We start from the raw sequence: 26,620 nt of genomic DNA, 5'->3' as shown, positions 1-26,620 counted from the left end.
GTAGCAGCCAGATGGCATCCTCGAACGTTCCGCTCAAGATGGCAGGCTTCATCCGGCCCTGCCGGCTCCCGTTGACCCCATAAAGCGCGACCTGATTCCGGCCATGATCGACCACGCTCTGTTCGACCCGGCGACCATCGATGCCGAGACGAAGGCGCTCAATGCCGAGATCGTGGCCGCCCACGCCGCCCAGGCCGACCCATGGTCGCTGCCGATCGAGCAGGTGCGCGCGCGCCGCCGGGCGGGCACGCAGGCCTCCCCCGCCATGCCGCGCAGCCCGCGCGCCGAGACCCTGACCATCGAAGGGCCCGCCGGCCCGCTGGCACTGCGGGTGATCCGCCCGCAGGGTAAGGCACGGGGCGCCTACCTGCACATCCACCGGGGCGGCTGGGTCTGGGGCGCGGCCGACGAGCAGGACCCCTGGCTCGAGCGTATCGCCGACACCTGCGGCTTCGTCTGCCTCTCGGTCGAGTACCGGCTGGCGCCCGAGCATCCTTATCCCGCCGCGCTCGAGGATTGCGAGGCCGCCGCACTCTGGCTCGCCGGCCCCGGCCGGGCGGAACTCGGCGTCCACCCCCTGACCATCGGCGGCGAATCCGTCGGCGCGCATCTCGCGGTGATGACGCTGCTGCGCCTGCGTGACCGGCACAACCTGCCCCGCGCCTTCCGCGGCGCCAACCTCAATGCCGGCTTCTTCGATCTCGGCCTGACCCCGAGCGTGCGGCTCTGGGGCGAGGAACGCCTCGTCATCAACACCACCGACCTCAAGCGCTTCGCCGACGGCTACGTGCGTGAGGGCATCGACCGGCGCCGGCCCGACGTGTCGCCGCTCTACGCCGACCTGAAGGGCCTGCCGCCGGCCCTGTTCACCGTCGGCACCGCCGATCCGCTGCTCGACGACACGCTCTACATGTCGGCCCGCTGGGCGGCGGCCAACAATGGCGGCCACACCGCGGTCTATGCCGGCGGCTGCCACGTCTTCGTGCGCTACCCCAGCGCGCTGACCGAACGGGCCCTGGAGCTGATCGACCGCTTCCTGATGGCGCTGGCGTGACGCGGTGACGCCGCGCCGCGCACGTCCTACCTGAGCCGGGTGCCAGCGCCCCCAGACCTTCCGCCGCGTTTCTCCGCGTGGTTCGCCTCCCGCGGCTGGTCCCCCCGCCCGCATCAGCTCGAACTGCTCGCGACCGTCCGGGGCGGGCGCTCGGCGCTGCTCGTCGCCCCCACGGGAGCGGGCAAGACGCTGGCCGGCTTCCTGCCGAGCCTGGTCGAGCTGAGCGAGCGGCAAGGGGGCAAGGAAGGGAGCAAGGGCAGCAAGGCGAAGGGGCTCCACACCCTCTACGTCTCGCCGCTCAAGGCGCTGGCGGTCGACATCGCCCGTAACCTCGAAGCGCCGATCGAGGGCATGGAACTGCCGGTCACGGTCGAGACCCGCACCGGCGACACGTCGGCACACAAGCGCGCCCGCCAGATCCAGCGCCCGCCCGACATCCTGCTCACGACGCCCGAACAGCTCTCGCTGCTGCTCGCCCACCGCGAGGCGGAGGCGTTCTTCGCCGGGCTGAAGACGGTCGTGCTCGACGAGTTGCATGCGCTCGTCACCTCGAAGCGCGGCGATCTCCTCGCCCTCGCCCTCGCCCGCGTGCGACGGCTGGCGCCGGAGGCCCGCGCCATCGGCCTCTCGGCCACCGTGCGCGAGCCGGACGAACTGCGGAAGTACCTCGTCGGTCAGGTGCCGGGCGAGGACCGCCGGGCCGAGCTCGTCGTGGTGAAGGGTGGCGCCAAGCCCGACCTGCACATGCTCGAAGTGAACCGGACGCTCCCGCTCGCCGGCCACACCGCCTGGCACTCGATGCCGGCGATCTACGACCTGATCCGAGCGCACCGCATGGTGCTCGTCTTCGTCAACACCCGGCTCCAGGCCGAGTACACCTTTCAGGAGCTGTGGCGACTCAACGACGACACCTTAGCCATCGCCCTGCATCACGGCTCGCTCGACGCCACGCAGCGCCGCCGGGTCGAGGCGGCAATGGCGGCGGGGCAGTTGCGCGCCATCGTCTGCACCGCGACGCTCGATCTCGGCATCGACTGGGGCGATGTCGATCTCGTGGTCAATCTCGGCGCGCCGAAGGGCGCGAGCCGGATCATGCAGCGGATCGGCCGGGCCAACCACCGCATGGACGAGCCATCCAAGGCCTATCTCGTCCCCGGCAATCGCTTCGAGATGCTGGAATGCCGCGCCGCTCTCGACGCGGTGGAGGAGGCCGCCCAGGACACCCCCGACGCCCGCCTCGGCGCCCCCGACGTGCTCGCCCAGCACGTGCTCGGCATGGCCTGCGCCGACGCCTTCGATCCCCTCGAACTCTACGACGAGGTGATTTCGGCCGCGCCCTACGCGACGTTGAGCTGGGAGGATTTCGAGGCAGTGGTCGATTACGTCGCCACCGGCGGCTACGCACTGCGCGCCTACGAGCGCTTCGCCAAGATCCTGCGGGGCGCCGACGGCAAGTGGCGGGTGCGGGACGCGCGGGTGGCGCAGCAATACCGCATGAACATCGGCACCATCGTCGAATCGACCCACATCAAGGTGCGCATGGCACGCAGCCTGCGCGCCAAGCCCGGCACGGTGCTGCCGAAGGGCGGGCGGACGCTCGGCGAGATCGAGGAGGATTTCGCCGAGACGCTCACCGTCGGCGACACCTTCCTGTTCGCGGGCGAGGTGCTGCGCTTCGAGGGGCTGGCCGAGGACGAATGCCTCGTCACGCGGGCCGGGCCCGGCACCGATCCGGCGATCCCCTCCTATGCCGGCTCGAAGTTCCCGCTCTCGACCTTCCTCGCCGCCCGCGTGCGGGCGATCATCGCCGACCCGTTCGAGTGGGACCGCCTGCCGCGCCAGCTCGCGGATTACCTCGCGCAGCAGCGCCGCCACTCCGTGCTGCCGGGCGAGCGCGACCTTCTGGTCGAGACGTTTTCGCGGGCCGGGCGCCACTACCTCACCGCTTTCCCGTTCGAGGGGCGGCTCGCCCACCAGACGCTCGGCATGCTGCTGACCCGGCGCCTGGAGCGCGCCCGGCTGCGCCCGCTCGGGTTTGCCGCCAACGATTACGGCATCGCCATCTGGTGCACGAAGGATCTGAGCGAGCGCGCCGCCCTCTCGCCCGGCTTCATGGAGGCCCTGTTCGACGAGGACATGCTCGGCGACGACTTGGAGGCCTGGCTCGACGAGTCGGCGATGATGAAGCGCACCTTCCGGCAATGCGCGGTGATCGCCGGGCTGATCGAGCGGCGCTTTCCCGGCCAGAAGAAGACCGGGCGGCAGGTAACGATCTCGACCGACCTGATCTACGACGTGCTGCGCCGCCACCAGCCCGACCACCTGCTCCTGCGCGCCGCGCGGCAGGATGCGGCAACCGGACTCCTCGACGTGACCCGCCTCGGCATGATGCTGAGGCGGATCCGGGGGCGAATCACCCATAGGGCGCTCGACCGGGTCTCGCCGCTCTCCGTGTCCGTCATGCTCGAAATCGGGCGCGAGCGGGTCTACGGAGAGGGGGCCGACGAGATCCTGGCCGAGGCCGAAGCCGAGCTTCTCCAAGAGGCGCTCGGCTGACGCGGCGTGCCGCCTCCTCCACGAAGCTTGGGAAAACAACGTTGGCACTCGGCCAGAGACTCGAGAAGACCGTGAAGGGCACCGACCTTGCGCTCGCCGGGGAGGCGCTGAGCCTCGACCGAACCGGCGCCCTGTGGCTGCCCGAACACCGCACCCTGGTGGTATCGGATCTCCATCTGGAGAAGGGCTCGTCCTTCGCCGCCCGCTCCGGCCAGTTCCTGCCGCCCTACGACACCCGCGAGACCCTGAGCCTTCTGCACGAGGTGATCCAGCGGCTCGATCCGGCCTGCGTGGTCGCGCTCGGCGATTCCTTCCACGATGCCCGCGGCCCCGAGCGGATGGAGCCCGGTGACCGGGCGATGATTGCCGCGCTTCAGGAAGGCCGCGACTGGGTCTGGATCGCCGGCAACCACGACGCGGCGGTGAGCGAGGGCGTCGGCGGGCGCTACTGCGAGACGGTTTCCATCGGCGGCCTGACGTTGCGGCACGAGCCGTTGGCAGGCGCCGCGGCAGGCGAGATCGCCGGCCATCTCCACCCCTGCGGCAAGGTCACCATGCGCGGTCGCTCCGTGCGCCGCCGCTGCTTCGTGAGCGACGGACACCGCCTCGTCATGCCGGCCTTCGGCGCCTACACGGGCGGCCTCAACGTGCGCGACGCCGTCTTCGAGCCGCTCTTCCCGAACGGGTTTACGGCCTACCTGCTCGGGGACGGGCGCGTCTTCGCCATCGGCCGGACGATGCTCGGGCGGGATTGAACCGTGTCACGCTGCCACTAGCAGCGCCGCGCCCGCGACCGCCGACAGGGCCAACCGCAGGCGGCCCATCCAGACCGGGACCATGCCGCGGCGGGGAAGGTCCTGATCGACGATGCCCCACAGCAGCACGAGCGCGCCGAGGATCCGGAGATCCCAAGGCGGCGGCGCGGCGAGCGCCGCCCAGGCGAGCAGCGAAGGCACGATCGCGAGTCCGTAATCGCGCCAGCCCGCATCCCGAGCCGCCGCCGCGCCCCAGCGGATGCCGCCGAGGAACGAAGCGATCACCGCCCCGTAGGCCGAGAGGATGGTGCGCGGCGACAGGCCGATGGTGCCGAGCCCGACATCCGTGCCGCTGACCGAAAGGGCCGCAAAGCCCACGAACGGAATCAACCCCGCGATACCGAGAAGGACCGCGCTCGCGGGTACCGTGGTCAGCCGCCCCATGCCGTCTCCCTGGCTGCTTGCCGCGCGGCCCGGTTCGGCCGGATCCGCGCCTTGCCCGCGTCGACTGTCGGCTACTCGAGACCCGACATGGGTCACCGGAAGCCGGGGATGTCGTGAAGCTTTCTAAACGCGCAGATCCTCATCCATCCCGCAACCGGGACCATTTGTTGCAGCGCCCGGTGTCATCCTCCCCATCGGAGGGGACGTTCGGGCCGGATCATCGCGCCGCAGCGATGGCCCTGCGCCGATTTCACGGGCAGGGTGTCGGCGACACGGCCCATCCCTTGCCTGATCCATCCAAATGCCGCTGCGACCCACGGATCTGAGACCAGCCCTGTCGCGGCTGCGCGGTGCCTCCGGCGATGCGTGGACGACCTGGCGCCGACGGAGCCTATTCCTGGCAGGCGGCGTCTGCGTCGGCCTCGCCGCGGTGCTGATGGCCAAGGCGGCCGATGCGGCGCAGGAGGTGTTCCGCCATGGGCTCCACGTCTCTCCCGCCCTGGCGCTTCTGCTGTGCCCGGCCGGCTTCGCGCTCGCCGCGTGGCTCGCCCGTGCTGTCTTCCCGAATGCGCAGGGCTCGGGCATCCCGCAGGTGATCGCCGCCCGCGCCCTGGATGCCGGGTCCGCGCGCGATGCGCTGATCTCGCTCAAGGTCGCGGCGGGCAAGATCGTCGTGATGTGCCTCGGCCTCCTGTGCGGCGCCTCGATCGGCCGCGAGGGGCCGACCGTGCAGGTCGGCGCGGCGATCATGGCCGCCTTCGGGACTTTGAGCCCGGAGCGGATGCGGGGCCTGCTGCTCGCGGGCGGTGCGGCCGGGGTGGCGGCGGCCTTCAACACCCCGTTGGCCGGCATCGTCTTCGGCATCGAGGAACTCGGCCGGGCCTATGACAGCCGCGGCAGCGCGCTGATCGTCGCCACCATCGTCGCCGCCGGACTGACCTCGCTCGCGATCCTCGGCGACTACAGCTATTTCGGCACGTCCGACGCGCAACTCTCGCTGGCCGCCGGCTGGCTCGCGGTGCCGCTGCTCGGCGTCGCGGGCGGCCTCGCGGGCGGATTGTTCAGCCGCATCGTCATCGCATTCGGCCGCGGCCTGCCGGGACGGGCGGGCGCGATGATCGGGCGCCATCCCGTGCTGTTCGCGACCTCGTGCGGGTTCGGGGTCGCCCTGTGCGGGCTCGCCTCCGGCGGCACCGTCTACGGCACCGGCTACGAGGAGGCGCGGGCACTCCTCCATGCCGGGGGCGACCCGCGCTGGGACTTCGCCCTACTCAAGTTCCTGGCGACCGTCCTGTCCTCGATCAGCGGCATTCCTGGCGGTCTGTTCGCGCCGTCGCTGGCCGTCGGCGCCGGGCTGGGCGCGGAGGCGAGCCTGTTCCTGCCGGGCGTGCCGGTCGGCGCGCTGGTGCTGATCGGCATGACCGCCTACCTCACCGGCGTGCTCCAGGCGCCGATCACCTCCTTCGTCATCGTCACGGAGATGACCCAGAACCACGCGATGATGATCCCGCTGATGCTGGCGGCGCTGATCGCGGATGCGGTGTCGAAGCTGGTCTGCCGCGGCGGCCTCTATCACACCCTGGCGGAGGTGCTGTTGCGTCGGGCGGCCGGAGAACGAAGCGCGTAAAGCGCGGGCCGCGACGGAACGCCGCCGGCCCATTGACCGTTACTGCTCCGCTTTTGTTTCGGAGTGAACTGCCATGACGCTTCTCAAATGGGCCGCCATCGCCTTCGTGATCTCGCTCGTCGCCGGCGGCCTCGGCTTCACCGGCATCGCCTCCGGCGCGAGTTCGATCGCCCGCATCCTGTTCGGCCTCTTCCTCGTGCTCGCCATCGTCATCGTGGTGATCGCGCTGGCCATCGGTCAGGCGGTGTTCTGAGCCGCCGGCTCGATCCCGTGCGCCTCGACGGTCGCACCGCCCTCGTCACCGGCGCCTCCTCCGGGATCGGCGCCGAGACGGCCCTGGGGCTCGCCCGCCTCGGGGCGCGGGTGGGCCTCGTCGGGCGCGACCGCGAGCGTACGGAACGCGCCGCCGCGCATCTGCGCCGGGAGACCGGCGGCGCGGCGGACGTCTTTCTCGCCGACCTGTCGAGCCAAGCCGAGATCCGCCGGCTCGCGGGCGAGGTAAGCGCGCGCTACCCCGCCCTCGACCTTCTCGTAAACAATGCCGGCGCGATCTTCTCGGAGCGCCACGTCACGATCGATGGCATCGAGCAGACCTGGGCCCTCGACCATCTCGCCTACGTGCTGCTGACGCACGAATTGCGTCGCCCGCTCGAAGCTGCACCCCGCGCCCGCATCGTCAACTTAGCCTCCGCCGCCCATACCCGCGGGCGCATCGACTTCGACGACCTCGGCGGCAAGCGCCGCTATTCGGCGATGAAAGCCTACGCCCAGGCCAAGCTCGGCAACGTGCTGTTCACCACTGCGCTCGCCCGGCGTCTGGCTGTCGGCAGCATCACCGTCAACGCGGTGCATCCGGGCGTCGTGGCGAGCGACTTTGCCAAGAACACGAGGGGCGGGCTCGGCTTCGCCTGGAGCCTGATCCGCCCGTTCCTGATCTCGACCGAGGCCGGCGCCAAGACCTCGCTCCACGTCGCCACCGCGCCCGAACTCGACGGCGTGAGCGGGCGATACTTCGCCAAGAGCCGCGAGACCGCCTCGTCCGCCCTCAGCCGGAACGAGGCGTTGCAGGAGCGGGTCTGGGCCCTGAGCCGGCGCCAAGCCGGCATCGAGACCTGACCCGGCCTCCGGGCGGACATTGTCGTGTCCCTTAAAGAATGCCCGCCGCCGCAATCAGGGTTTCCGTGAGGCAGGCCTACTCGGCCCCCTTCTTCGTGTTGTTCTCCTTGCTCTTTTGCATGTGGGCGCGACGGTTCTCTTCGAACTCGTCGACGCTCGCCTGATTTTTTGTCGCCGCGCTCGCAGGCTCGGCTTTGCTCCCCTTGGCGCTTTCGGCCTGTACGATCGTGGGCAGAGCTGCGGCACCCGCCACGACGGCGGCAGCGATCAGGAACTTGGAAACATGCTGCATCGGTAAGATCTCCTGCGTCGACCCAAATATAATGCAGCACTCTCGAACCGACGCAACGGATAACTGCACAATGCATCAATTTATAAAAATATTATAATCTTATACTGCCACACGACAAATGTGTATTTCTCAAAATCGATCCGTCAGAACAGAACTTCGGCCTCGCACTGCCTGATTCACGCAGTCAGCGGCGATGGCATGTCAGAAGTGGCTGAACGAGGCGCGTGCGAAATCCATCGCGCGCCCGTGCGCATCGCGAAAGCGCGGCGGTCTGTCGCCGGCTTCCACGGTGCCGATCTCGGCCACGGGCACCCCGGCGGCCCGCGCCTCGGCCAGGAACGCGCTCACGGCATCGGGCGGCACCGCACAGAGGATCTCGTAATCGTCCCCGCCGGTCAGGGCCGTATCGATCCGGCGTGCATCGCCGGCAATGGCCGCCTGCGCCGCCGGTGAGAGCGGCACCGCCGGTACGTCGATCCGGGCGGTCAGGCCGGTGCCGTCGAACATCTTTGTCAGATCGCCCGCAAGTCCGTCCGAGACATCCATGGACGCGCGGGCGTGGCGACGCAGCACGGGGATGAGCGCCAGCCGCGGGCGCGGGTGAAGGTAGCGATCGAGGAGCGTATCGCGGTGAAGCGGTGCCAGCGCGGGATCGGGCACGAGCCGCAGGGCGAGGCCCAAAGCCGCGTCGCCGATGGTGCCGCTGACGCAGAGCCGGTCGCCGGCCCGCGCCGCCTGCCGCCGCAGGATTGCGCCCGTCGGCACCTCGCCGAAGGCGGTCACGCCGATGAGCGCCGGGCCGCCGGAGCGCACGGTGTCGCCGCCCAGCAGCGGGCAGCCATGGGCGCGGCTCGCCGTGCCGAGGCCCTCGGCGAAATCCGCGAGCCACGCTTCGGTCCAGTCGTCCGGCAGAGCGAGGGTCAGGAGGAAGCCGCGCGGGCTGGCGCCCTTGGCGGCCAGATCCGACAGGTTCACGCCGAGCGCCTTGGCAGCGATGGAGCTGGGTGGGTCGTCGGGGAAGTAATGCACGCCGGCCACGATGGCGTCGGTCGTCACCACGAGGTCGTGGCCGGGCGTCGGTGTCATGCTCGCGGCGTCGTCGCGCAGGTTCTCGGCGCCGGGGCCGCTGAGCGGCGCGAAGTAGCGCGCGATCAGCGCCTCTTCGCCCGCGCGCGCCATGCCGGTCAGCCCTTCTTCGCCGTCACCGAGCCGGGAGCGGCCGGGATGCCGAACTCGGTGGAGCGCACCTCGCGCCCGACCCGGTCGAGCACCGCGTTGACCATGCCGGGCTCGTCACCGCCGTAGAAGCTGTAGGCGACCTCGACATATTGCGAGATCGCGGCGCGGGCCGGCACGTCGCGGCGGAACATGAGTTCGTAGGCGCCCGCCCGCAGGATCGCGCGCAGCACGGCCTCCAGCCGGCGCAGAGGCCAGCCCTTGGCCAGCGCCGTATCGAGCTTCGGGTCGATGGCGCGCTGCTCCTCCACGGCGCCGCGGAGCACGTCGCGGAAGAACGCGATCTCGGCCGGCGGGTGGACGACGCCGTCGATCTCCTGACCGATCCAGAACGCCTCGAACTCGGCGAGCGCCTCGATCACGCCCTTGTCCGAGATCTCCATCTCGTAGAGCGCCTGCACCACGGAGAGGCGGGCGCCGGTGCGGGCGTTCGGCTTCGGCTGGGCCGGTGTCGCGGCAGGTTCAGTCATCGGGCGGGTTCCAGGTTGGCGGCGCGCTTGATGGCGAGGAGGCTCAGAGCCGCCTCCGCGGCACCGCCGCCCTTGTTCATCTCGGAGACCCGGGCGCGGGCGAGCGCCTGCTCCATGGTCTCCACGGTGAGGATGCCGTTGCCGAGCGGCAGGTGCTCGGCCACGGAAAGGTCCATCAGCGCGCGGGCGCTCTCGCCCGCGACGATATCGTAGTGGCCGGTCTCGCCGCGGATGACGCAGCCGAGCGCGACCGCCGCATCGTAGGGGCCGCCGGCCTTGCGGCCGGCTTCCATCAGGATCGCGATGGCGGCGGGGATCTCAAGCGCACCCGGCACCGTGAAGACCCGCGCCTCGGCGCCGACCGCCTCGATCGCCGCGCGGGCGCCCGCCAGCAATTCGTCGGCGATGTCGTCGTAGTAGCGCGCCTCGACCACCAGCACGCGGGTGCCGGCCAGACTCTCGAGGATGCTCTCGGACGTATCCTTGGGCGCGTCCGCGTCCCGGCGTTGGGAGACCATGCGACTGTCGTTCCGAGGCGAGTTCACGAATGTTCGGGGCGGGCCGGAGGGTTAGCGCAAGTGCCGCGGGCTCCACAAGCGGCACGGGACGCAGGCCGGACAATTGCTCGAAGAGCGACGACGCCCTCCGCCGGGCGCGAAGAGCGCCATGCGGAGGGAAAACGAAGGTCGCTAGAGCATCGTCCTGGATATCGGGCCCGGGACGATGCTCTAGCCTTTTGTTTTTGCATCATCTTTTTCCGAAAGCCGGAAGCCACCTTTCAGGATGATGCTTTAGCGCTTGAAGCCGGACGGGAAACGGCGTGATCGCCTGCAAGCGAGCACCCCGGACGGGGCGCAGGCCCGGTGCGCCGGAGCAGCGACAGGCGCATTTCAGCCGAAATGGAAAGGTTTGATCAATCAAATGGAGCCGAAGTCTCGCCGCCACAACCTGTGATGACATCCATTAACCCGCCCGAAGTCGATCCCGGCGATAGATTGTCGAACGCAAGGTTGCGGGCGCTCGACCATCGATCCCGCACTGGAAACGGGGGTTATCCAGCATGGCGACGGCGCACGCGCAAAGGGTGGAGACGGCTCCGATCCTGATCGAGGACGGGGTCTCGGCCCCGCGGCCGGTGCCGCTGGTGATCGACCTCGACGGCACGCTACTGCGCACCGATCTGCTTTTGGAAGGGATCATCGCGCTGCTGCGGCGCAACCCGCTGATGCTGCTCCTGATGCTGCTGTGGCTGCCGCGGGGCCGGGCCTTCTTCAAGCGCCGCATCGCGGAAGGCGCCGTGCTCGACGTCGCGACCCTGCCGGCCAACACGGCGCTGCTCGCGCATATCGAGGCGCGAAAGGCTGCGGGCCAGCCCATCGTGCTCGCCACCGCCGCCGACGAGCTGATGGCGCTGCGCGCCCTGCGGCGCTTTCCCGTCTTCGACCGGGTGGTGGCGAGCGACGGGGTGCGGAACCTCAAAGGGGAGGCCAAGGCCGCGCAGCTCCGGGCGCTCTACCCGCAGGGCTTCGACTACGCGGGGGATGCCGCGGCAGACCTTCCGGTCTGGGCCGCAGCCGGGCGAGTGATCGTCGTGGGCGCCTCCGGTCCCGTGCTCCGCGCGGCGCGGCGGCTCGGCAAGGGGTTGGGCAAGCCGGTCGAGGAATTTCCCGCCGCCTCGCGTTCGCGCGCGCTGCTCAAGGCCCTGCGCCTGCACCAATGGGCCAAGAACGCCCTGGTCTTCCTCCCGCTCGTCCTCGGCGGCCGGGCAGGGGAGGCGCAGGCCTGGGGGAGCGCAGGTCTGGCCTTCCTCGCGCTCGGGCTCGTCGCCTCGGCAAGCTACCTGCTGAACGATCTGCTCGACCTCTCCCACGACCGGGCACACTGGTCGAAGCGCGAGCGCCCCCTGGCGAGCGGCCGGCTTCCGATCGCAACCGGTCTGGCGGCGCTGGTGCTCGGCCTCGCGGGCGGATTGGCGGTTGCGGCCTGGGCCGGGGCGGCGGTGCTGACCGGCGTGCTCGCCTATCTCGCCCTGACGCTGACTTACTCCGCGTGGCTGAAGCGGGTGCCGATGCTCGACGCGCTGACGCTCGGGAGTCTGTTCTCGCTGCGCATCGCGGTCGGCGTGGCGGCGGTCTCGGTGGCGTGGTCGCCCTGGCTCCTGACCTTCTCGATGTTCCTGTTCACCTCGCTGTCCTTCGCCAAGCGCCACACCGAGCTGCGCGGGGCTGCGCGGCGGGGCCAGGCCGGCACCATCGCCGGGCGCGGCTATGAGCCGGCGGACGAGCCGGTGGTGCTGGCCTTCGGCATCGCCTCCGGGCTCGCCAGCGTTGTCATCTTCATCCTGTATCTCGCCAACGAGGCGTTCCGCCACGCGGTGCTCGCCGCGCCGCTGGCCCTGTGGAGCTTCCCGCTGATCCTCGTCCTGTTCATGGGCCGGGTCTGGTTGCTGGCGGGCCGCGACGCGCTCCACGACGACCCGGTCGCCTTCGCGGTCAAGGACCGCCCGAGCCTCGTGCTCGCGGGTGTGGCCGGTCTCGCCTTCGCGGTGGCGGCCTTCGGCCTGCCGCCCGCTCTCCTGCCCAGCCTCCCGCCGCAGGGGTTCGTGCCGTGATGCGAAGCGAGGTCGTCCGCTTCCTGATCGCAGGCGGCTCGGCGGCGGCGATCAACTGGCTCGCCCGGATTCTGCTCTCGCTGGTGCTGCCGTTCGAGGCGGCCCTGATCGTGGCCTACGGCATCGGCATGGCCGCCGGCTTCTGGCTCTACCGCGCCTTCGTGTTCCGGGCGGCCGCGCGCGGCTCGCTGCGTGGACAGCTTGCCCTGTTCCTCGCAGTCAACGCTATCGGCGCCGCCGTCGTCCTCGCGGTCAGCACGCTGATGATCGACGGCCTGAAAGGCCTGCTGCCGGATTGGGAGCCGGCCGCGCGCCAAGCCCTCGGCCACGGCGTCGGCATCGCCGTCGGCGCTGTGGCGAACTATCTCGGACACCGGCTCCTTACCTTCGCCTCGGGCCCGCGCGACGCGCCTCAGAGCCTGTAGACGGCCAGTAGCGTCACAACGGCGAGATTGGCGACGACGCCCCAGGTGACGAGGATCGGCAGGGCGGCGAAAGCCGCCGGGCGTTCCCCGCGCACCATCAGCACGATCAGGATCGGCAGCCAATCGAGGGCGTAGCGCTGGGTCGCGATCTGCTCGGCGCCGTTCGAGTGGTAGAACAGGGTGATCCCGGCGATGACCGCGATGGTCGCCGCCCCGGCGGCGAAGACCCGGTCGAGCCGCGCGTAGAAGACCAGCAGCAGCCAAGGGCTCGCCACGAGAAGTGCCGTGCCGGCCTTGTCGAAGCCGACGAGTTCCGTCAGCCGGGGGCCGCCGAACTCGAAATGAATTCCCTGAAGGAACAGGTAGAGCGTGTTGAACAGCAGGTAATCGCGCGAGAACAGGCCGCCCTCGGTGATACGCCGCCAGATGAAACTCTCCTGGCCGGGATTGTGGATGAAGGCGTAGCCGGTCTCGAACGGGCTTCCGAAGCGCGCGGCGTTGTAGGCGCAGTAGACGGCGAGGGCGGCCGCGACGGACAGGCCCGCCAGCATCGCGGATTTCGCCACCGAGGCCGGGTTCGCCAGCAGCGGGCGCCCGCGGGGCAGAGCGAGAACCAGCAGGAACAGCGGGTAGAAGATCGCCATCTGCCGGCACAGGAAAGCGAGGCCGACGAACAATCCGGCGAGCGGCAGCGAACTCCGACAGATCACCGCCCAAAGGCTCAGCGTCATCATCAGGAAGCCGACGGTCTGGGAGAAGAACCAGACGCCATCGGAGCGTAGCGTGACCTGATAGAGCGGGCTCGCGAAGGCGAGCGCGGCGAGCAGCCACAAGGCCTGCCCGCGCTCGACCTCCAGCGCGCGGAAGATGCGGCTCCAGGCCAAGAGGCTCAGGGCCGACAGGCCCAGGCCGAGAAGCACGAAGCCCTTGAAGCCGGGAAAGCCGAACAGGGCGACGAACGGCGTCAGCAGCAGTGCCGGCAGGGGCGGGAAGATGATGTAGGTGCGCCCCTCGAACACGGCGCAATCGATCTCGGGGCAGCGCTCGACCCAGAGCCGGCCGTGCAGGAACGCGTCGGCGAGCGCCCCGTGCGAGTTGAAGCCGGCATCGCGCAGCGCCCCCCGCCCCAGAAGGAGGGCGAGGAGGAGGGCACCGCTCAGCGCGGTCAGCACCGCCAACACCCGGTCGCGGCGTCCTGTAACCGTCATGGTGGCCACCGCCCTCTCACGAAACGATCCCGAATCGACACGGGAGATTTGATGGGAAGGGTTAAGTCTTCCTCACGAATAAGCCAGTGGGCCTCCTCGCGAAGACTGGTCGAGCCGCAGACGCATCCCGTGCTCACCCGACGTGGAGGCCGACCGGCGCGATGCGCCGGGTCGTTCTGCCTCCTTGAAAAGGTTTCCGCCGATCTGGGACGGTGGTGCATTGCCGAGGACAGGGACTGACGGCAAGTCTCGCAGCGGCTCTCTCACGACGAAGGGGGCCGGCAGGGGATATTCATGACGATCGGATCGGCGAAATTCTTAGGCAGCGCAGCGCTCGCCTTCTTTCTGCTGGCCGGCAGCGCCGCCCTCGCCAAGACAATCACGGTCGTCCCCGGTGATCGGCCGATTTCCGTCGAAATCCCGGCCGCGTGGAAGGTCACCACGATCGACCGTGGCGTCCAGGCCCGGACCGCGGATGAGGAAATCTACCTCTGGTTCGAGAGCTACAAGCCCGCCCAGTTCCAGACCCTGCTCGGCGAGCACAACGCCTACTTCAAGGAGCAAGGCGTCAAGGTGACCGGCGAAGGCCAGTCGAAGGAGGTCGATTTCCCGACCTACAGCCTCAAGGTCACCGAGGTTCCGGCGACCTACGAGAACAAGCCGACGGTGCTGCGCTACCTCTCGGTCGTGCCGAAATCCGACGGCCAGCGCCTTCTGCTGGTGAGCTACTGGGCCTCGCCGGAGGGCGACAAGAAGTACGACGCCGAGACGAACCAGATCATGAACAGTCTCGCCGCCTCCTACGACGGCAAGTAAGCCGGGCCGGTCCTCACGCCGGCAACAACCCGCGCGTCTCGGCGAGGCGCGCGGCGTAACGGGCCAGCAGATCGACCTCCAGGTTGATCCGATCCCCCGTGCGGCGCTCCTCCCAGGTCGTGACGGAGAGGCTGTGCGGGATCAGCAGCACCGAGAAATCGTGGCCCGAGACCGCGTTGACGGTGAGCGAGGTGCCGTCGAGGCAGATCGAGCCCTTCTCGGCGATGAAGCCGGCGAGCGCCGCCGGCGCCCGCAGGGTGAAGCGCTCGCTCGCGCCCCAGGGGTTGTCCTCGCCGGTCACGGTCTCGCGCACAAGGATCTCGGCGATGCCGTCGACATGGCCGGTGACGAGGTGGCCGCCGAGTTCGTCGCCAAGCTTGAGCGAGCGTTCGAGGTTGAGCCGCGTGCCCTCGCGCCATGTGCCGACGGTGGTGCGGGCCAGGGTTTCGGCGGCGGCATCGACCGAAAAGTGGCAGCCCGCCCCGTGCGGCTCCACCGCGACGGCGGTCAGGCAGGGGCCGGAGCAGGCAATCGAGGCGCCGAGCGCGATGCCGGCGGGATCGTAGGCGCTTTCAATCACGATCCGGCGCAGGCGCTCCGAGCCCTCCACCGAGACGACGCGGCCGACATCGCTGACGAGTCCGGTGAACATCTCAGATCCTCTCGTAGGTGACCGCCGTGTCGGAGCCGAAGTCGCGGGCCTCGACCTCGGTGAAGGTGCCGTCGGCGAGGCGGCGGGCGAGGTTGGCCCCGAGCGCCGGCAAGCCACCGGCCTCGCCCAGCGTGACGGGGCCGGTGATGAGCGTGCAGGCATCGATGAGATCGTGCGCCGCGAGCGCGTCGGCAAGCGCCGGCCCGCCCTCGCTGCAGATCCGGGTCAGACCGCGCTCCGCCAGCGCGGTCAGCGCGGCGGGCAGATCGATACGGCCCCCCGCGTCAGTGGGGACGAAGGCGATCTCGACGCCGAAGGAAGCGAGCATCCGCCGGGCATGGGCCGGGGCGCCGCGCCCGGTCAGAACCAGCGTCGGCAGGTCGCGGGCCCCGCGCACGAGATGGCTGGCGGGGTTGAGGCGCAAAGTCGAGTCGAGCACGACCCGCAGCGGCGAACGCCCGGCGAGCCCCGGCAGCCGCACGGTCAGCGAAGGGTCATCGGCGCGGGCGGTGCCGATGCCGACCATGATCGCGTCGGCGTGCGCCCGCCACAGATGCACCGCGCCGTCCGCGATCGGACCCGTGATCTTTAGCCGCTCGCCGGTCGAGGGGGCGGCGAAGCCGTCGCGGGTACGGGCGAGCTTGAGGTGCAGGCTCGGGCGACCCCGCGTCACGCGGGCGAAATGGCCGCGATGGTCGCGGGCGGCCTCCTCGCGCATCAGGCCGGTCTCGACCGTGATCCCGGCGGCGCGCAAACCCGCGTGGCCCCGCCCGGCGACACGCGGATCGGGATCCTCGATCGCGGTGACGACGCGGGCGATTCCGGCGGCGATGGTCGCGTCGGTGCAGGGCGGCGTGCGGCCGTGATGCGAGCAGGGCTCGAGGGTGACGTAGAGCGTGGCGCCGCGCGCGGCCTCGCCGGCCATGGCGAGGGCCAGCGGCTCCGCATGCGGGCGTCCGCCAACCGCCGTCACCGCCTGCCCGACGATGCGGCCCCCGGCCACGACGACGGCGCCGACGCTCGGATTCGGCCAAGTCCGGCCGAGATTGCGCCGCCCCAGCGCGAGGGCGAGGCGCATGGCGCGGCGATCGAGAGCTTCCTGCTCGGACACGTCCACGGCTCGCCCCGTCACGCCCGCTTCCGGGCCGGACGGCCGCGGCGCGGGGCAGCCACCGCCTCGTCGGACGGGACGGGCACAGCCTGCTCGTCTTCGGGAAGAGCGCCTTCGCCCTCCAATCGCTCGCCGAGGGTGCCGAGCAGATCCTGGAAGTCCTGGGCCTCGCGGAAATTCTTGTAGACCGAGGCGAAGCGGACATAGGCGACGTCGTCGAGCCCCTTCAGGCCCTCCATCACCGCCTCGCCGATAGCCTCGCTGGTGACCTCGCCCTCGCCGCCGCTCTCCAGGCGCCGAGTGATGCCGCTGACGAGGCGCTCCACCCGCTCGGGATCGACCGTGCGCTTGCGCAGCGCCACGTCGATCGAGCGCTGGAGCTTGTCGCGATCGAACGGCACGCGCTTGCCCGAACGCTTGAGCACGACGAGTTCGCGCAACTGGACCCGCTCGAAAGTCGTGAAGCGGCCGCCGCAATCCGGGCAGACGCGGCGGCGACGGATCGCAGAGGAATCCTCGCTCGGCCGCGAATCCTTCACCTGGGTGTCGGGACCTCCGCAGAACGGACACCGCATCGCGCGCTCACCACCTCGTCCCGGACACTCTCGAAAGCCGCCCCTCTCTGCCCCACCCGCCGCTCAATTGCCAGAAGTGGGATTGCTCGGAACGGGCGCGGCAGGCGTCGCCCCCCGTCGCCGGGATCGGCGCGAAAGAGGGCACGGCGTGCGGCTGTTGTCGGTCCGGCCACCACGTCGGCGCGGGTGAGACGGTCGAATTGGAGGAAGAACACCGGCTCAGCGGCATCGAGGACCCATTTGAGACGGCAGCGGCCGATGAGCGGGCAGGGGTCGCGGCGCTCATCGGCCACCGTGCCGCCCCCTCCAGATCGGCGACGAGCCGCCCGAACGGCCTGGGTCGCGACCCGGACGCCCCGCTCGGCCGACGACAGGTGCATCCGCAGAAGCCGGCTGCAATCCGTGTGAAGCGAGAGATGCAGAGTCGCCCTACCGCGCGATGCCGCGCAACTTTCGGGCGAAGGACGGATCGGCCCACATCATTTCAAGGATGCCGGGACGGGTACACTCTCCGAACGATAAACCTAACGTGGATCCGGTTTGAGGCCGCCTCGAAACGACAGCGGCCGCGGATCGGGTGATCCGCGGCCGCACCGGCCCGCGTGGCGGGCCGAATGTGTTTCGAGCAAGCTCAGGCGTAGATCGGGAACCGATCGGTGAGGGCGTGGACCTTCTCCTTCACCGCCGCCTCGACCGTGGCGTCGCCGCCATCGCCCTTCTCGGCGATGCCGTCGAGCACCTGAACGATCAGCGAGCCGACCTGCTTGAATTCGGCGACGCCGAAGCCGCGGGTGGTGCTGGCCGGCGTGCCCAGACGGATGCCGGAGGTGATCGTCGGCTTCTGCGGATCGAACGGCACGCCGTTCTTGTTGCAGGTGATGTCGGCCCGCGACAGGGCCGCCTCGGCCGCCTTGCCGGTCAGGCCCTTCTTCTGAAGGTCGACCAGCATCAGGTGGTTGTCGGTGCCTCCGGAGGTGATGTCGTAGCCGCCCGAGATGATGGTGTCGGCGAGCGCCTTGGCGTTGTCGATGACCTGCTTGGCGTAGATCTTGAACTCGGGCTTCAGCGCCTCGCCGAAAGCCACCGCCTTGGCGGCGATGACGTGCATCAGCGGGCCGCCCTGGAGACCGGGGAAGATCGCCGAGTTGAACTTCTTGGCCAGCGCCTCGTCATTCGTCAGGATCATGCCGCCGCGCGGGCCGCGCAGGGTCTTGTGCGTCGTCGTGGTAGCGACGTGCGCGTGCGGGAACGGCGAGGGATGCAGACCCGCGGCGACGAGGCCGGCGAAGTGGGCCATGTCGACGAAGAAGTAGGCGCCGACGGAATCGGCGATCTCACGGAACTTGGCGAAGTCCCAGTGACGCGGGTAGCCCGAGCCGCCGGCGATGATCACCTTCGGCTTGTGTTCCTGGGCGAGACGCTCGACCTGCTCCATGTCGATGCGCTGATCCTCACGGCGCACGGTGTAGGAGACCGGCTTGAACCACTTGCCCGAGACGTTCGGGGGGGCGCCGTGGGTGAGGTGGCCACCGGCGGCGAGGTCGAGGCCGAGGAAGGTGTCGCCGGGCTGCATGAGCGCCATGAACACGCCCTGGTTCGCCTGGGAGCCGGAATTCGGCTGCACGTTGGCGAAGCCGCAGCCGAACAGGCGCTTGGCCCGATCGATGGCGAGTTCCTCGGCAATGTCCACGAACTGGCAACCGCCGTAGTAGCGCCGGCCCGGATAGCCCTCGGCGTACTTGTTGGTCAGAACCGAGCCCTGCGCTTCGAGCACGGCGCGCGAGACGATGTTCTCGGACGCGATCAGCTCGATCTCGTGCTGCTGCCGGCCCAGCTCCTGCGAGATGGCCTTGGCGATCTCGGGATCGGTCTCGGCGAGATGAGACGAGAAGAAGGTGTCGAGGTCGGTGTTGTCGGTCGCAGTTCCGGCGCTCATGAGCGTAGCCTCTTTTCGTTGTTTACGGGCAAACCCACCCGTTCTCCCGTCGGCGTTCACGGGGGTGTTTTTCAGGCACTATTCGTACACGCCGCGGCACCACAGGCCAAGCACAGGTGATTTTTCGCCTGTCTTCAAAATTTTTAACGGGACCGGCCCCGCTCTGCGGCACCGCAGCGCATCGGGCCGACCCCACACACGAAAACACCCGGCAGGGCCGGGTGTCGCAGGACCGATCAAGTCGGTGAGTGGCCGGCCCCGCGAACGAGCCCGAGAACCGTAACGGCTCCGATCGACGCCGCTTGCCGATTCACGCCCTCTCCTTGCCGAAACACGGCAGGGGCCCGTTCGATCGGCGGCGTCAGGCTCAGGCCTGAAGACGGCTTTTCACGTCGCCGAGGCTGGCGCGGAGGAGATCCTGGGCGGCCGCGCCCTGGAGTCGCTCACGCAGCAGCGTCTCGGAGACCTTCACGGCTGCGTCGGCGGCCGCGGCGCGAACCTGGGCGGAGGCCTGCGCCTCGGCTTGGGCGATCTTGGCCTCGGCGCCCTTGGTGCGGCGTGCCACGAAATCGTTGAGGCGGGCATGGCCCTCGGCGGCGATGCGCTCGGCGTCCTCGCGGGCACCGGCGATGATGGCCTCGGCCTCGCGCTCGGCCTCCGTGCGGCGGCGCTTGTAGTCGGCGAGCACGGCCGCGGCTTCTTCACGCAGGCGGCGGGCTTCGTCGAGCTCGTGGCGCACGCGCTTGGCGCGGCTGTCGAGCCCGTTGGTCATCATCGAGAAGCCGCCGACCCGCCAGACGATGACCAGGAACGCCACGAAGGCGACGGCGACCCAGAATTCCGCGGTCAACAACATGTCGGTCTCAAACCCTTGATCGGCCCTCGGCCCGGCGGGCCGGGGCGGGGTCGGATGGGAGGGGCCGGCAACGGGCCGGCCCTCGGATCAGTGTACGGCGGGCGTCGCGTCGAGGGCGCGGTTCAGGCTCGCTTGGTCGGGGGCCTGGCCGGTCAGCCGCTCGACGATCGCCGAGGCGGTCTCGCCGGCGATCGCGCGGACGTTGCCCATGGCTTCCGTCGTGCGCGTGCGGATGGTCGCCTCGGAGGCGGCGAGCCGCTGGTTCAGCTCGGCCTCGAGCAACTTGCGCTTGGCGTCGGCCTCGGCCGAGAGGGTGTTGCGGGTCTCCTGCGCGATGGCCTGCGCCTTCGCCTGGGCCTCGCGCAGAGACTTCTCGTAGGCGGCGCCGGCGGCGTCGGCCTCGGTCTTCATCCGCTGCGCCTCGGTCAGGTCGGACGAGAGCCGGCCGGCGCGGTCGCCGAGGATCGCCTCGATGCGCGGCAGCGCGACCTTGGACATCAGGTAGTAGAGCAGGCCAAAGGCGAGCGCGAGCCAGATCAACTGCGAGAGAAAGGTGTGGCTCTCGAAGGGCGGAAAGGCGCTGCCATGGCCGCCGGAGGGCTGCTCGGTATGGGTGTGCGGGCTTCCCGCCGGGACGATCGTCGTGTCCGCGTTCGGGGAGGGGGTCGTGAGGGGATTCTTCTGCTCGGCCATGGCCCTGTCCGGTGACGTCGGAAGGCCGGCTCCGCGGGCGGAGCGGCCGGATCGGAGTCTCTCAAGAAACCTCCGCTGCGCCGCCGTGTCGAAGGACGGAAGACCGAGCAGAGGAGGTTTCGCGAGACACTCTCAACGAGCGGGGGAGCGCGGGGCAGGCCCTGTGGCCGGCCCGCGCTCCCCCGGAGAACGACGCGTCAGACGGCGAAGAGGAGCAGCAGCGCGACGAGCAGCGAGAAGATGCCGAGCGCCTCGGTGAGCGCGAAGCCCAGGAGGAGGTTGGTGCGCTGGCTATCGGCGGCCGACGGGTTGCGCAGGGCGCCCGCGTAGAACTGGCCGAACAGGTTGCCGAGGCCGATGCTGGCGCCCGCCATGCCGAGGCAGGCGAGACCGGCGCCGATGTACTTCGCAGCGACGGGATCCATGAAACACTCCTGAAGTTCGAACGGGGTTCGTTGAGGGCGGAAGGGTCCGGCCGGGACGGATCAGTGGCCGGGGTGGAGGGCGTCGGCGAGATAGACCGCCGTCAGCGTCGCGAAGACGTAAGCCTGAAGGGCCGCGACGAGGAACTCGAGAGCCGTCAGCGCGATGGTGAGCGCGAGCGGCAAGGGCGAGAGCACGCCCCAGGCACCGGCAACCAAGAGCTGGACCACGAAGAAGGCGAAGATCTTCAGCGCGATGTGGCCGGCCAGGATGTTGGCGAAGAGACGAACCGAGAGGCTGATCGGCCGCGACAGGAACGACACGATCTCGATCGGCACCATGATGAGCAGCAGCGGCTTCGGCACGCCCGACGGCACGAACACGCCGAGGAAGTGGGTGCCGTGCTTGGCGACGCCGTAGATCACCACGGTCAGGATCACGACCAGCGCGAGGCCGAAGGTGACGATGAGGTGGCTGGTCACCGCGAAGGCGTAGGGGATCATCCCGAGCAGGTTCAGGATGAGCACGAACATGAACAGGGAGAACACGAGCGGCAGGAAGCGCTTGCCGTCCTCGCCGGTCGCCTGGTGCACCGTATCGGCGATGAATTCGTAGAGCGTCTCGGCCAGCGCCTGGAGACGACCCGGAACCACGGAGCGCCCGGAGGTCGCCACGATGGTCAGCAGCGCGATGATGCCCACCGCGGCGAACATGTAGAGAGCCGATTGCGTGAACGCGAGCTGCTGGTTGCCGATGTGACCCAGCGAAACGAGCGGCTGCAGCTCGAACTGGTGGATCGGGTCGATACTGACCGCCATGTGCCCGCTTCCGCCCCTTTGTGTGCCGCGCGAGGGAGCCTGTGCGGCTCCCGTCTGTCGCGCGTCGCCCTTACACGATGCCGGGCGAGTCTCAAGACCCTTGAGGCGACTTGGAGACCCTGACCGGCGTTCTTTCTCAGTTTTTCTTGGCGCTGAAGCCGCTGACCCGCATGACGTTGTAGATCCCCGTCACGAAGCCCAGCATCAGCAGCACGATCATGCCCCACGGCTTGGTGCCGAAGAGATGATCGACGATGTAGCCGAGGATTCCCCCGGCGATCACCCCGGCGATGAACTCGGTCGAGAGCCGCATGGCCTGACCGAGCGGGGCTGGCCCGCCGGACGTGCCGGTGCGCGCAAGCTTGTCGGGCGCGGCGTTGGGCCGCCTGCCTTCGAGCTGCGTCTCGAGACGCTTGAGCCTCGCGGAGAGATCGCCATCGGCGGGAGCCTTTTCCGGCCCGCTCCCGTCACCTGCCGGGCCGCCGCTCACGGGCGACCCCACACGTCGTGGGGAGCGGAGGGAAAGGTTTCACCCCCTCGGCGCGGCGCACCATAGTTTCGCCAACCTTGAGTGTCAAGGCGGCCAAAATGCCCACTAAGCTGTTGATGGAAAAACATAATTTTTGATTTTTCCACGGCTTTCGGAAGCCGGATCAGGCCCCCAGGATCGGCTTGATGATCTTCTCCATTTCCTCGATCGAGAGGGCGCCGGGGCGCTTCTCGCCGTTGATGAAGAAGGTCGGCGTCGATTCGACCTTGAGGGTGTCGAGGCCGCGGGTCTTGACCGCGTTGATGGCGGCGTAGGTCTTCTGGTCCTTGAGGCAGGCCTCGAACTTCTCCTTCGAGAACCCAGCCTGACGCAGAAGCTGCTCCAGGGCATCGACGGGCGATTGCGGCTTGCGCACGAAGGCCCAGTTCTGCTGCTGGTCGAACAGCAGATCGGTGATCGGGTAGTATTTCGCCTCGCCGTCGCAGCGGGCCAGCATGAAGGCGGCGGTGGCGAGCGGATCGAGCGGGAACTCGCGCAGGGTGAAGCGCACCTTGCCGGTGTCGATATAGCGCTCCTTCAGCACCGGCCACGTCGTCGCGTGGAAGTGGGCGCAGTGCGAGCAGGTCATCGAAGCGTATTCGATGATCGTCACCTTGGCGTCCGCCGGCCCGAGCCAGACATCGCCGAGGGGGCCGGGCTGCATCAGCGCGGCCGTGTCGGCCGATTGCGCCAGCGCCTCAAGGGTCAGGCGGGGGAGCAGGGCGGCGGTGCCGAGGGCAAGGCCGGTCAGTTTCAGGGCGTCGCGCCGGGTGATCATGGCAGGGGCGGGCTCCGTTCGCGGGCCGCAACCGGCCCGATACCGCGCGAGGATAGGACGGAACGGCTCCGTCCGGCCGGGGGACGCGTCGCCGCACGGCCTTTCACGAGCCGCTTATCACGCTGCGCCGCCGCCCGCACGTTCTTCGATTTGCGCTTCGCGTGATCCGCGCCGCTATCGCCGCGCGACCACGGCGATGCCGAGCCGGTCGAGGGCGTCGCGCAGGCGCTCCTCCTCGATTCGCGCCACCGCCAGCGCCACCTCGCCGCGCCGCGCCGGGTCGAGAGCTTTTTGCGGGGCGCGGCGTGTCGCCCGATGCACACGGTCCTGGCGCATGACGATCTTGCCGATGCAGGCCCAGCCGTAATGCGCGTTGACGCGCTGGATCACGATCGGCGCGAGATGCTGGAGTTCGAGGGCGAAGGCGCCCTCCACCCGCACCACCAGCGTGCCGGGCTCCGGCCGCCCCTCCGCGTCGCGGCGGGCGCGGCGCGGCCATTCGAGCTTGACCGGCTGGCAGGCCTCGGAGAGCCGCGCGCCCACGATGTCCGGCCACGCGGCAAGGATGTCGGAGGAGGCGAAGCCCTGCGCGGCAAACGCCGGACCGATGCAGCCCTCGATCAATTCGCTCAGCGGTTTGACGCGCGCCATCGGCACTCCGGAACACCAGGGTCGTGCGGCAGGCGCGCCCCTGTCGCGAACCTACCCGAATTGCGGTTCGCACGGGAGTCGGGAGCGGCATGTGGGGGAGCGACGGCACAGCCGCGTCACATTTCGGCAAGACGCTGTTTTCGCGGTCGCGCTCCCGCTATGGACGCTTCATGCCCGCCGCCTCGGCCGCCGACCTCCTCGCTTGGTACGACCGCCACCGCCGGGCACTGCCCTGGCGGGCGCTGCCGGGCGAGGAGGCGAATCCCTATCGGGTCTGGCTCTCCGAGGTGATGCTGCAACAGACCACGGTGACGGCGGTCAAACCGTACTTCGAAAAATTCCTGACGCTGTTTCCGAGCGTGACGGCGCTCGCGGCCGCGCCGGAGGAGGCGGTGATGTCGGCCTGGGCCGGGCTCGGCTACTATTCCCGCGCCCGCAACCTGCATGCCTGCGCCAAGGCGGTGACGGCCGCGGGCGGGTTTCCCGACACCGAGGACGGCCTGCGTAAGCTGCCCGGCATCGGCGCCTACACGGCCGGTGCCATCGCCGCCATCGCCTTCGACCGGCCGGCGGCGGCGGTCGATGGAAATGTCGAGCGGGTGATGAGCCGGCTGCACGCCATCGAGACGCCGCTCCCCGCGGCCCGCGCGCAGATCCGCCTATTCACGCAGGCCCTGGTGCCGGACCGGCGGCCGGGCGATTTCGCGCAGGCGCTGATGGATCTCGGCGCGACGCTGTGCACTCCGAAGCGCCCAGCCTGTGCCCTGTGCCCCTGGATGCAGCCCTGCCGCGCCCGCGCCGAGGGTTTGCAGGAGTCGTTTCCGCGCAAAGTGAAGAAGGAGAAGGGGATCTTGCGCAAGGGCGCGGCCTTCGTCGCGCTGCGGGCCGGCGACGAGGCGGTCCTGCTGCGCACCCGGCCGCCGGAGGGCCTGCTCGGCGCCATGGCCGAACCGCCGACGAGCGATTGGCTGCCCGATTACGATCCCGCCAAGGGCCTGCTCGACGCGCCTCTCGATGCCCGCTGGAAGCGCCTGCCTGGCGTGGTGAAGCACGGCTTCACCCATTTCCCGCTCGAACTCACGGTGTTTCTCGCCCGCGTCGCGGCGGACACGAAGCCGCCGGAGGGAATGCGCTTCACCCCCCGCGACGCGCTCGAGACCGAGCCGCTGCCCGGTGCGATGAAGAAGGTGCTCGTCCACGCGTTCACCGGCCCGGTGCCCGTGGCCGCGCCGAAGCCAGCGCCGGTCCGCGAACCCGATCTGGCCACGATTCCGGAACCCGAGCCGCCGCCACGGCGCGGGCCGATCCCGAAACCCGCCTCGTCCCGGCCCTCGGATCTGGCGCGGATCGTCAAGAAGGCGCCCAAACCCGTTCGGACGCGATGATGCAGGGCTCCGCCCTGCACCCGCGAAAGGACGTGTCCCTTCGAAACCTCGACGATCGCTATGCTCCGGTCCGGGCCCGCATCTCGCTGCGGTAATCGTCGATGCAGACGAGTTTTCCGCCGCGCTCGGCGTGCCAGAAGGTCCAACCGTTGCAGGCGGGCAGGCCCTGCACCAGGGCGCCGACCTTGTGGATCGAGCCCATCGCCGGTCCGACGCTGAGTTGGCCGTCTGGCCGCACCGTCGCCCGGAAGCGACGGCGCTCGTCGGTCAGCGTCTCGCCGGGGCGCACATGCCCCGCCTCGACCACGCTGAGGAACGGGATGCGCGGCTCGGCCCGTTTCGGGGTGGCGAGCGCCAGCGAGGCGGCGGACAGCGTCTCGATGCCAGCGATCCGCGCCCGCGCCGCAGCGGCGTAGGTCGGGTCGCGCTCGCAGCCGATGAAGTGGCGCCCGAGACGCTTGGCCACCGCGCCGGTCGTGCCGGTGCCGAAGAACGGGTCGAGCACCACGTCACCGGGATTGGTCGCCGCCATGAGGGTGCGGGCCAGGAGCGCTTCCGGCTTCTGGGTCGGGTGGACCTTGCGGCCCGCCTCGTCCTTCAGCCTTTCCTCGCCCGTGCAGAGCGGGATGAACCAGTCCGAGCGCATCTGAAGGTCTTCGTTGCCGGCCTTCAGGGCATCGTAATGGAAAGTGTACTTCGCCTGCGGCGAGCGCGAGGCCCAGATCAGGGTCTCGTGCGCGTTGGTGAAGCGCTTGCCGCGGAAGTTCGGCATCGGGTTGGCCTTGCGCCAGACGATGTCATTCAGGATCCAGTAACCGAGATCCTGCAACGCGCTGCCGACCCGGAAGATGTTGTGATAAGAACCGATCACCCACAGCGTGGCGTTCGGCTTCATCACGCGGCGCGCGGCCTTCAGCCAAGCGCGGGTGAAGTCGTCATAGGCGGAAAAGCTGGAGAACTTGTCCCAGTCGTCGTCGACGGCATCGACCACGCTCTGGTCGGGACGGGTCAGTCCCGCGTCGCCGAGTTGGAGGTTGTAGGGCGGGTCGGCGAAGACACAGTCGACGCTTTCCGCCGGAAGACGGTCCATGGCGGCGATACAGTCGCCGATCAGGATTTCGTCGAGGGGTAAGGTGCTGGGAAGACGCTGAACGGAGGGTGCAAGACCCATCCGCGGCGCCGACGCGATCCGCCCGGTACGCGAGACTTGATTCCGGGCGGTGGCGCCGACGACCGCGGTACGCGGGGAAGCCATGGCAAACACCGGTTACGCGACTGACAACCGGACCATGCCCCGATCACGGTAAAGGTCGCGTTTGCCGTCGCCGTATGGTTGCGTCTCGATATGGGGCGGCAGTTTTTGCCGGGCTTCGCCATGCATTGAATGCACGGCTGCAGTGCCACTCGGGCAAGCGCGCGCGAAGCTTTGTCAAGGCTTTCAAAACGGCGCGCGGAGCCACGCCGAATTCTTCCGCGACAAGTTTTGTGAATATCGAATGGCCGAGCGTCAGCGTCGCGCCAAGTAATCAATTCTTACCGCGACAGGAAACCCCGAAACCGCGGTCGATAGTCTGACTCCGGTCACATGCTGCAGCGCAAAATC

28 protein-coding genes are annotated in these 26,620 nt (G+C 69.4%); 10 read left to right on the top strand and 18 right to left on the bottom strand.

Translation table 11 applies throughout. The features are described 5' to 3' along the window. Positions 1-103 precede the first annotated feature (103 nt). From MKK50_RS03300 to pdeM, 3 genes are read left to right on the top strand one after another with little or no spacing between them, the layout of a single operon-like run. A complete protein-coding gene (locus tag MKK50_RS03300; protein WP_499020357.1) occupies positions 104-1,054 on the top strand; it encodes an alpha/beta hydrolase in 951 nt (316 codons plus the stop codon). Positions 1,055-1,093: 39 nt separating this feature from the next. Further along, positions 1,094-3,610, top strand: coding sequence for a ligase-associated DNA damage response DEXH box helicase (locus MKK50_RS03295; protein ID WP_499020356.1), 2,517 nt, complete (start codon positions 1,094-1,096; stop codon positions 3,608-3,610). A gap of 41 nt (positions 3,611-3,651) precedes the next feature. Next, complete coding sequence (pdeM, locus tag MKK50_RS03290; protein ID WP_499020355.1) at positions 3,652-4,365, top strand: ligase-associated DNA damage response endonuclease PdeM; 714 nt, start codon at positions 3,652-3,654, stop codon at positions 4,363-4,365. Positions 4,366-4,371: 6 nt separating this feature from the next. Here the strand turns inward: pdeM and MKK50_RS03285 are convergent, their stop codons facing one another. Next, positions 4,372-4,809, bottom strand: coding sequence for a DUF3429 domain-containing protein (locus tag MKK50_RS03285; RefSeq protein WP_253371120.1), 438 nt, complete (start codon positions 4,807-4,809; stop codon positions 4,372-4,374). Between the two features lie 301 nt (positions 4,810-5,110). On the opposite strand from MKK50_RS03285, the gene MKK50_RS03280 reads away from it, so the two are divergent. The 3 genes from MKK50_RS03280 (at position 5,111) to MKK50_RS03270 (ending at position 7,552) form a co-directional block, all read left to right on the top strand. Next, complete coding sequence (locus MKK50_RS03280; RefSeq protein WP_499020354.1) at positions 5,111-6,436, top strand: chloride channel protein; 1,326 nt, start codon at positions 5,111-5,113, stop codon at positions 6,434-6,436. A 73-nt stretch (positions 6,437-6,509) separates the two neighbouring features. Next, on the top strand, positions 6,510-6,689 hold the full coding sequence (locus MKK50_RS03275) for a DUF1328 domain-containing protein (RefSeq protein WP_056202595.1): 180 nt from the start codon (positions 6,510-6,512) through the stop codon (positions 6,687-6,689). Positions 6,690-6,706: 17 nt separating this feature from the next. Then, the gene (locus tag MKK50_RS03270) at positions 6,707-7,552 is read left to right on the top strand and encodes an SDR family oxidoreductase (protein ID WP_499020352.1); all 846 of its coding nucleotides are present in this window, start codon (positions 6,707-6,709) and stop codon (positions 7,550-7,552) included. A 76-nt stretch (positions 7,553-7,628) separates the two neighbouring features. Here the strand turns inward: MKK50_RS03270 and MKK50_RS03265 are convergent, their stop codons facing one another. The 4 genes from MKK50_RS03265 to ribH all read right to left on the bottom strand — a co-directional run bounded on the left by MKK50_RS03265 (position 7,629) and on the right by ribH (position 10,068). After that, positions 7,629-7,844 (bottom strand): hypothetical protein, encoded by a 216-nt coding sequence (locus MKK50_RS03265; protein ID WP_499020351.1) that lies wholly within the window; start codon positions 7,842-7,844, stop codon positions 7,629-7,631. Between the two features lie 201 nt (positions 7,845-8,045). Beyond that, positions 8,046-9,023 carry a thiamine-phosphate kinase gene (thiL, locus tag MKK50_RS03260; RefSeq protein WP_499020350.1) on the bottom strand — a complete coding sequence of 326 codons (978 nt, stop codon included), beginning with the start codon at positions 9,021-9,023 and terminating at the stop codon, positions 8,046-8,048. A gap of 5 nt (positions 9,024-9,028) precedes the next feature. Then, positions 9,029-9,550: a transcription antitermination factor NusB gene (nusB, locus tag MKK50_RS03255; protein WP_499020349.1), complete on the bottom strand. Its 522-nt coding sequence runs from the start codon at positions 9,548-9,550 to the stop codon at positions 9,029-9,031. Continuing rightward, the gene (gene ribH / locus MKK50_RS03250) at positions 9,547-10,068 is read right to left on the bottom strand and encodes a 6,7-dimethyl-8-ribityllumazine synthase (protein WP_253371109.1); all 522 of its coding nucleotides are present in this window, start codon (positions 10,066-10,068) and stop codon (positions 9,547-9,549) included. Before ribH ends, nusB begins: the two co-directional genes overlap by 4 nt. Positions 10,069-10,610: 542 nt before the next feature. Here ribH and MKK50_RS03245 point away from each other — a divergent pair. Then, on the top strand, positions 10,611-12,161 hold the full coding sequence (locus MKK50_RS03245; RefSeq protein ID WP_499020348.1) for a UbiA family prenyltransferase: 1,551 nt from the start codon (positions 10,611-10,613) through the stop codon (positions 12,159-12,161). Continuing rightward, positions 12,161-12,586: a GtrA family protein gene (locus MKK50_RS03240; protein ID WP_499020347.1), complete on the top strand. Its 426-nt coding sequence runs from the start codon at positions 12,161-12,163 to the stop codon at positions 12,584-12,586. Before MKK50_RS03245 ends, MKK50_RS03240 begins: the two co-directional genes overlap by 1 nt. Here MKK50_RS03240 and MKK50_RS03235 read toward each other — a convergent pair. Beyond that, entirely contained in the window at positions 12,574-13,794 is a 1,221-nt protein-coding gene (locus MKK50_RS03235) for a hypothetical protein (protein ID WP_499020475.1), read from the bottom strand. The two genes, MKK50_RS03240 and MKK50_RS03235, sit on opposite strands and share 13 nt — an antisense overlap. Before the next feature lie 294 nt (positions 13,795-14,088). Between MKK50_RS03235 and MKK50_RS03230 the strand changes: the two genes are divergently transcribed. Then, positions 14,089-14,610, top strand: coding sequence for a hypothetical protein (locus MKK50_RS03230; RefSeq protein WP_499020346.1), 522 nt, complete (start codon positions 14,089-14,091; stop codon positions 14,608-14,610). A 13-nt stretch (positions 14,611-14,623) separates the two neighbouring features. On the opposite strand, the gene MKK50_RS03225 is transcribed toward MKK50_RS03230, so the two are convergent. The 11 genes from MKK50_RS03225 to MKK50_RS03175 all read right to left on the bottom strand — a co-directional run bounded on the left by MKK50_RS03225 (position 14,624) and on the right by MKK50_RS03175 (position 23,632). Further along, entirely contained in the window at positions 14,624-15,262 is a 639-nt protein-coding gene (locus MKK50_RS03225) for a riboflavin synthase (RefSeq protein WP_499020344.1), read from the bottom strand. Between the two features lies 1 nt (position 15,263). Next, positions 15,264-16,340, bottom strand: a complete 1,077-nt coding sequence (gene ribD, locus MKK50_RS03220) for a bifunctional diaminohydroxyphosphoribosylaminopyrimidine deaminase/5-amino-6-(5-phosphoribosylamino)uracil reductase RibD (protein WP_499020473.1) — start codon at positions 16,338-16,340, stop codon at positions 15,264-15,266. A 50-nt stretch (positions 16,341-16,390) separates the two neighbouring features. Further along, positions 16,391-16,948 (bottom strand): transcriptional regulator NrdR, encoded by a 558-nt coding sequence (gene nrdR / locus MKK50_RS03215; RefSeq protein ID WP_499020343.1) that lies wholly within the window; start codon positions 16,946-16,948, stop codon positions 16,391-16,393. Between the two features lie 631 nt (positions 16,949-17,579). Further along, positions 17,580-18,884 carry a serine hydroxymethyltransferase gene (glyA, locus tag MKK50_RS03210; RefSeq protein WP_499020341.1) on the bottom strand — a complete coding sequence of 435 codons (1,305 nt, stop codon included), beginning with the start codon at positions 18,882-18,884 and terminating at the stop codon, positions 17,580-17,582. Between the two features lie 367 nt (positions 18,885-19,251). Further along, positions 19,252-19,737, bottom strand: coding sequence for a F0F1 ATP synthase subunit B family protein (locus MKK50_RS03205; RefSeq protein ID WP_253374032.1), 486 nt, complete (start codon positions 19,735-19,737; stop codon positions 19,252-19,254). Between the two features lie 90 nt (positions 19,738-19,827). Then, entirely contained in the window at positions 19,828-20,433 is a 606-nt protein-coding gene (locus MKK50_RS03200) for a F0F1 ATP synthase subunit B family protein (protein ID WP_253371091.1), read from the bottom strand. A gap of 197 nt (positions 20,434-20,630) precedes the next feature. Beyond that, positions 20,631-20,858, bottom strand: coding sequence for a F0F1 ATP synthase subunit C (locus MKK50_RS03195; protein WP_003601125.1), 228 nt, complete (start codon positions 20,856-20,858; stop codon positions 20,631-20,633). Between the two features lie 60 nt (positions 20,859-20,918). After that, on the bottom strand, positions 20,919-21,674 hold the full coding sequence (locus MKK50_RS03190; RefSeq protein ID WP_003601124.1) for a F0F1 ATP synthase subunit A: 756 nt from the start codon (positions 21,672-21,674) through the stop codon (positions 20,919-20,921). 136 nt (positions 21,675-21,810) lie between these two features. Further along, complete coding sequence (locus MKK50_RS03185; protein WP_253371089.1) at positions 21,811-22,164, bottom strand: AtpZ/AtpI family protein; 354 nt, start codon at positions 22,162-22,164, stop codon at positions 21,811-21,813. Positions 22,165-22,327: 163 nt separating this feature from the next. Next, positions 22,328-22,981, bottom strand: a complete 654-nt coding sequence (locus MKK50_RS03180) for a DsbA family protein (RefSeq protein ID WP_499020339.1) — start codon at positions 22,979-22,981, stop codon at positions 22,328-22,330. A 174-nt stretch (positions 22,982-23,155) separates the two neighbouring features. After that, a complete protein-coding gene (locus MKK50_RS03175; RefSeq protein WP_253371085.1) occupies positions 23,156-23,632 on the bottom strand; it encodes a DUF721 domain-containing protein in 477 nt (158 codons plus the stop codon). Positions 23,633-23,802: 170 nt separating this feature from the next. Here MKK50_RS03175 and mutY point away from each other — a divergent pair, with 170 nt between their 5' ends. Further along, positions 23,803-25,017, top strand: coding sequence for an A/G-specific adenine glycosylase (mutY, locus tag MKK50_RS03170; protein WP_499020338.1), 1,215 nt, complete (start codon positions 23,803-23,805; stop codon positions 25,015-25,017). Positions 25,018-25,075: 58 nt separating this feature from the next. On the opposite strand, the gene MKK50_RS03165 is transcribed toward mutY, so the two are convergent. After that, on the bottom strand, positions 25,076-26,272 hold the full coding sequence (locus MKK50_RS03165) for a site-specific DNA-methyltransferase (protein ID WP_499020337.1): 1,197 nt from the start codon (positions 26,270-26,272) through the stop codon (positions 25,076-25,078). Positions 26,273-26,620: the final 348 nt, after the last annotated feature.

Origin of the sequence: Methylobacterium sp. J-043, from assembly GCF_022829505.1 — a bacterium.
GTDB lineage: Bacteria > Pseudomonadota > Alphaproteobacteria > Rhizobiales > Beijerinckiaceae > Methylobacterium > Methylobacterium extorquens_A.
This window is presented reverse-complemented; position numbering and strand designations above follow the sequence as displayed.